Source organism: Peterkaempfera griseoplana (genome assembly GCF_001418575.1).
Classification (GTDB): Bacteria; Actinomycetota; Actinomycetes; order Streptomycetales; family Streptomycetaceae; genus Peterkaempfera; species Peterkaempfera griseoplana.
The window spans coordinates 1-5,636 of record NZ_LIQR01000377.1; the positions used below are offsets into that span (position 1 = coordinate 1).

The 5,636-nt window shown below is 74.5% G+C and carries 2 protein-coding genes; both read right to left on the reverse strand.

The window, feature by feature from the left end; translation table 11 throughout:
• Nucleotides 1-43 precede the first annotated feature (43 nt).
• The gene (locus AOK09_RS26450) at nt 44-2,770 is read right to left on the reverse strand and encodes a SpoIIE family protein phosphatase (protein ID WP_079063452.1); all 2,727 of its coding nucleotides are present in this window, start codon (nt 2,768-2,770) and stop codon (nt 44-46) included.
• Nucleotides 2,771-3,061: 291 nt separating this feature from the next.
• Nucleotides 3,062-5,636, reverse strand: a 2,575-nt coding sequence (locus tag AOK09_RS26455) for a SpoIIE family protein phosphatase (RefSeq protein ID WP_322973213.1), incomplete at its 5' end; no start/stop codon positions are given.

Consider the following 5,636-nt stretch of genomic DNA (forward strand, 5'->3'; position numbering starts at 1 on the left):
GCGGCGGCCCGGCGCAGACCCCGGGGTTCAGGAGTTCAGGGGTTCAGGGTCGGAGTGACGAGGTCTGCGGCAGCGCCAGCTCAAACCAGACGATCTTGCCCTTGGGGGTACGCCGGCTCCCCCAGCGCTCGGCGAGCAGACTGACCAGCTGCAGACCCCGGCCGCCCTCGTCGGTCTCCTGGGCACGGCGCTGCCGCGGCTGGGCGTAGCCGTTGTCCCAGACCTCGCAGACCACGGTGGTGTCGCGCAGCAGCCGCAGTCTGATGTCGCCGCTGCCGTGCCGCAGCGCATTGGTGGCCAGTTCGCTGACCAGCAGCTCGGTGGTGTCGACCAGGTCGTCCAGGCCCCGGGCGAGCAGCCAGCCGATGGCCAGTTCGCGGGCGCGGGCGACCGAGGTGGGCTCCGGGGGAAGCCGCCAGTCGCCGACCGCCTCGTCGGGCAGGGCGTGGATACGGGCCATCAGCAGGGCGATGTCGTCCTCGCCGTGGTGCGGGTCCAGCTCGCCGAGGACACGGTCGCAGAGGTCCTCCAGGCCGCGGCTCGGCCCGGACAGCGCCTGGCGGAAGGCCTCCAGACCCTCCTCCAGCTGGTGCTTGCGGGACTCCACCAGGCCGTCGGTGTAGAGGCCGAGCAGTGCGCCGTCGGGCAGCTCGACCTCCACCTCCTCGAAGATCTCACCGCCGACCCCCAGCGGCAGGCCCGGCGGCACGTCCAGCATCAGGGCGTCCTCGCCGGGGGCCAGCAGCACCGGGGGGAGATGGCCGGCGTTGGCGATGGTGCAGCGCCGGGTCACCGCGTCGTAGACCGCGTAGACACAGGTGGCCAGGTAGACCTCGGAACCGCCGTCCGGCTCGGGTACGCCCGGCTCCGCGGGGACGCCCTGCCGGCGGCCCATCAGCAGCGGCTGGTGCTGCCCGAAGAGTGAGGGACCGCTGCCCAGCGAGAGCTGGGAGGTGCCGGAGCCGTCGCCCAGGCCGCGGGCGATCTCGTCCAGTGCGGTGAGCACCTCGGCAGGATCCAGGTCGAGCATGGCCAGGGTGCGTACGGCGGTGCGCAGTTGGCCCATGGCGACGGCGGCGCGCAGGCCGCGGCCCATGACGTCGCCGACCACCAGGGCGGTGCGGTTGCCGGGCAGCGGGATGACGTCGAACCAGTCGCCGCCGACCTCGGTGCCGCTGCTGCCGGGCAGATAGCGGCAGGCGATCTCCAGCCCGCTGGCCGCCGGGTTGCCGGGGGGCAGCAGGCTGCGCTGCAGGATCAGGGCCCGCTCGTGCTCCCGGCGGTAGAGGCGGGCGTTGTCCACGCAGACCGCGGCGCGGGCCACCAGCTCCTGGGCGATCACCACATCGCGCTGGTCGAAGGGCTCGCTGCCCTTGGCCCGGGAGAGCTGGACCAGGCCCAGCACCACATTGCGGGCGACCAACGGCACCACCAGGGTGGAGCGCACCAGCGGGTCGGGGTGGGTGTCGGGGATGACGCTGCGGCCGGTGCGCAGCGCCTTGGCGTGCGGGGAGCGGGGCGGGTAGCAGAAGGTGCCGCCGACCCGGGCGGCCTCCGCGGCGCGCGGGACACCGGCGACGGCGGAGGCGCCGCCGACCGCGCTGGAGACCGCGACCCGGCGCAGCTCGCCGGCTCCGTCGGCGGGACCGGCGGGGCCTCCGGTGCCGATGGGGGCGGTGTCGCCGGTCAGCAGCGCCGAGTAGAGGTCCACGGAGGCGACGTCGCAGAACCTCGGGACGACCACGTCGAGCAGTTCCTTGGCGGTGGTCTCCAGGTCGAGGGTGGAACCGATGTGGGCGCTGGCCTCGTTGAGCAGGGCGAGGTTGCGGCGGACGCTGGCGGCCTCCCGCTCGTCACGCTGGCGGCGGGTCACATCGGTGATCTGGCCCGCCACGCCCATGGGCCGGTCGTTGGCGCCGACCAGCCGGTAGAGCGACACCGACCACTTGCGGGCGCCGTCGCGCATCGGCGCGGGGCCGGTGAAGCGCATGTCGACGACGGCCTCGCCGCTCTCCAGCACCTGCCTGAGGGCGGCCGTCAGCCGCTCCGCCTCGGTCCTGGGGAAGATGTCGTACGGCCGGAGGCCGTGCAGGTCCTCGGGGTTGAGGCCGATGCCCGCCGCAAAGGCGTCATTGACCCGCTGCAGCCGCAGCTGCCGGTCGAAGAGGAAGAACCCGGTCGGAGTCTGGCCGAAAACGGCCTCCGAGGCGGCAAGGTCGGTCTCGATGCGCCGAAGCTTGCGCAGATCCACCGCCAGGCAGACCGCCCCGCCGGCGTCGTCCTCGGTACGGGACGGCATCACATAGACCTCGGCGACGCCCTCGCCGCCCGACGCCTCCCGGTAGGGGGCGGTACCGACCCACTCCTCACCCGCCAGGATGCGCTCCAGCCGCGCCCGGCCCTCACGCCACAGCCCGCGCGGCATCAGCGCGGTCACCGGATCGGCGCCCACCGCCTCCTCCGCCGCCACACCGAAGAACTCGGCGGCCCGGTCGCTCCACTGGCTGATCCGGCCGTCGGCGCCGATCGCGAAGGCGGCCACCCGGATGTAGTCGTAGATGGAGCCCGGCTCGCCCTGGCCCTGCTCGGCGTACGCCCACGCAGGCTCGTCCGCCGCCGACGCCGGCCGGGGCACGCGCACCCCGGTCTGGGACCGCTCACCGCCGCGCACCGGCGTCCTCCTGCCCTTGTGCCCGCCCAGGCCGTGCTCCGCCCGGCCGCTCCGGCCCGGCAGCGCACCGCTGCCCGTCAACGCATCCCGCGCCGGCATGTCGCTCAACGAACCGACTCCCCTTCACCGGGCCGGACTCCGCCGTCTCCCGATCGGCCAGGGCAGCCGCCCGGGGCCGGCACCACGAGTATTCATCATCGCGGCCACGTCGCCCATGCCCTCGATGTCACAACATCAAATCGGGCGAAGGTTTTTGCCCACGCCCCTCGATCACCGCTGCCACCTGCCAACACTCCCCCGTCCTGGCCGTCCTCACGGCCCGGAGTACGCATTCCGCGACCGTTCGGCTCAGCGGGCCCGCAACGGCCCCCTACCACTCTTCCGTGCGGCTCACACCCTGCGGGCCGGAAGGGGCAGTTCCAGCCACACGACCTTGCCGGCCCCCTCGGAACGGGTGCCCCAGCGCAGCGTCAGCCGCCGTACCAGTTCGAGTCCGCGCCCGCCCTCGTCCGTACCCGCGGCCCGCCGCTCCACGGGCGGCTGCGGCAGCGGGTCGGAGACCTCCAGCAGCAGAGTCCGCTCACGAACCGTCAGCCGCAGCCCGATCGGCGCGCTGGCGTACCGGACCGCATTGGTGACCAGCTCGCTGGTGACCAGCTCCGCGGTGTCGGCCAGTTCCTCCAGGTCCCAGTCGAGCAGGGTGGTCCGGGTCAGCCGGCGGGCCCGCGCGACCGCGCTCGGCTCCCCGGGCAGCGTCCAGCCCGCGGTGAGCTGCGACGGACTGCGGCCCAGCCGGGCGAGCAGCAGCGCCACATCGTCCGGCTCACGGCCCTGGTCCACGATGCCCAGGACCGCCTCGCAGGCCTCCTGGATGGAGGCGTGCGGCTTCTCCAGCACATCCTGCAACCGGGCCAGCCCGTCGTCCAGGTCCCGGTCCCGCGACTCCACCAGGCCGTCGGTGCACAGCGCCAGCAGACTGCCCTCGGGGATCTCCAGCTCCACGGACTCGAAGGGCACCCCGCCGACCCCCAGCGGCGCCCCGGAGGGCAGCTCCAGCACCCGGGCGCTGCCGCCCTGCAGCGGACCCGCCCCGGGTCCGGTCACCGCCGCCCCCTCGGCCGGCACCACCAGCAGCGGCGGGATGTGGCCCGCCTTGGCCAGCACACAGCGCCGGGTCGCCGGGTCGTAGACGGCGTAGACGCAGGTGGCGATGAGCGCCTCGTCGGGCCCCTGCACCAGGTCGTCGGCGAGCTGGTGGACATGGTCGAGCAGCACGGCGGGCGGCAGGTCGAGACCGGCCAGGGTCCGTACGGCGGTGCGCAGCCGACCCATGGTGGCGGCGGCCCGCAGGCCGTGGCCCATCACATCGCCGACCACCAGGGCGGTACGGGCGCCGGGCAGCGGGATCACATCGAACCAGTCGCCGCCGACCTCGGCACCGCTGCTGCCGGGAACGTAGCGATACGCGACCTCCACACCGGGCGGCTGGGGCACCTGCTGCGGCAGCAGGGTGCGCTGCAGCGTGAGGGCGGCGGCCCGCTCGCGGGCGTACAGCCGGGCGTTGTCCAGCGAGCTGCCGGCCCGGTCCGCCAGCTCCACCGCGAAGGCCAGGTCGTCGCGTTCGAAGGCCTCCCGGCGGCCGGCGCGGCTGACCACCAGCAGGCCGATGACGATGCCGCGGGCCCGCAGCGGCACCACCAGCATGGAGTGGATGCCCAGGCCCAGGGCGACCTGGATCCGCGGGTCGCCGGGATAGGTGGTGTTCTCCAGCTCCGCCGGACTGCTCAGCATCCGTGGCAGCCCGCTGCGCAGCACCTGCCCGAACACCGACTCGTCGGTGAACTCCACCGGCGATCCGCGCCGCAGCATCGCCCGCACCTGCGGGCCCTCCTCCACCGAGGCGACGCCCATCTGCACCAGCGCCGTACTTCGGCTGTGCGGATGACGGGGCAGGTCGTCGCCGGAGGCCACCGCCCGGAGCAGGATCACCCCCGAGTAGTCGGCCAGCCGCGGCACCACCGCCGCCGCCAGTTCCTGGGCGATCCGGGAGGCGTCCAGGAGGTCGCCGACCCGGGAGCCGAACTCGTTGAGCAGCGCCAGCCGCCGCCGGGCGTGCTCGACCTTGGCCACCGCGCGATAGCGGTCGGTGACGTCCATGACCATGCCGGCGACCCCCAGCACCTTCCCCGAGCGGTCGGTGAGGCGGCTGTAGGAGATCGAGCGGTAGCCGGGCCGCCGGGCACTGGGCGCGGCAACCGTGACATCGACGATGGGCTCGCCGGTGGCCAGCACCTCGCGCTGGATCGCGGACACCTCGTCGGCGGCGCGCTCGGGCAGTACCTCACCGGTGGTCCGTCCGATGTGCTCCTCGGGCGGCAGCCCGTTCATCCGGGCCATCATGGCGTTGACGCCGACGTAGCGCAGATCGGTGTCCAGCACCGCGATGCCCAGCGCCGCCTGCTCGAAGAGGGCGTCGCGGGTGGCCAGATCCCGCTCCACGGCCTCCAGGGCGGCCGCCTCGGAGAACGCCAGCTGCAGAAAGGGCACTCCGTCGCCGTCCACCAGCAGCGAGATCCGCAGGTCCACCACGATCTCGCGGCCGTCCCGGCTGACGGCGGTGGCCCGGCCGCGCCAGCCGCCGGTGCGGACGGCGTGGTCGTAGGCCCGGCGGGCCCGGTGCGCCCGGTCCGGGGCGACCAGCACCTCCTCCAGCCGGCGGCCCACCAGGTGGTCGCTGGACCAGCCCAGCAGCCGCTCGGCCGCCGGGCTCCACAGCACCACCCGGCCGCTGGTGTCCAGCAGCGCGACGGCGATCTGCACCACGTCGAGAAGGCCGCCGGACGACTCGTCGCCCTCGGCCCCGGACGGCGCGGCCGCGCCGGGGAAGCGCGCCGGGGGGCGGCTGCGCACGCCCGGCGGCGGCGGGGGCTCCCGCCGGACGCCCGCGGCCGGTCCGGGCGGGGGG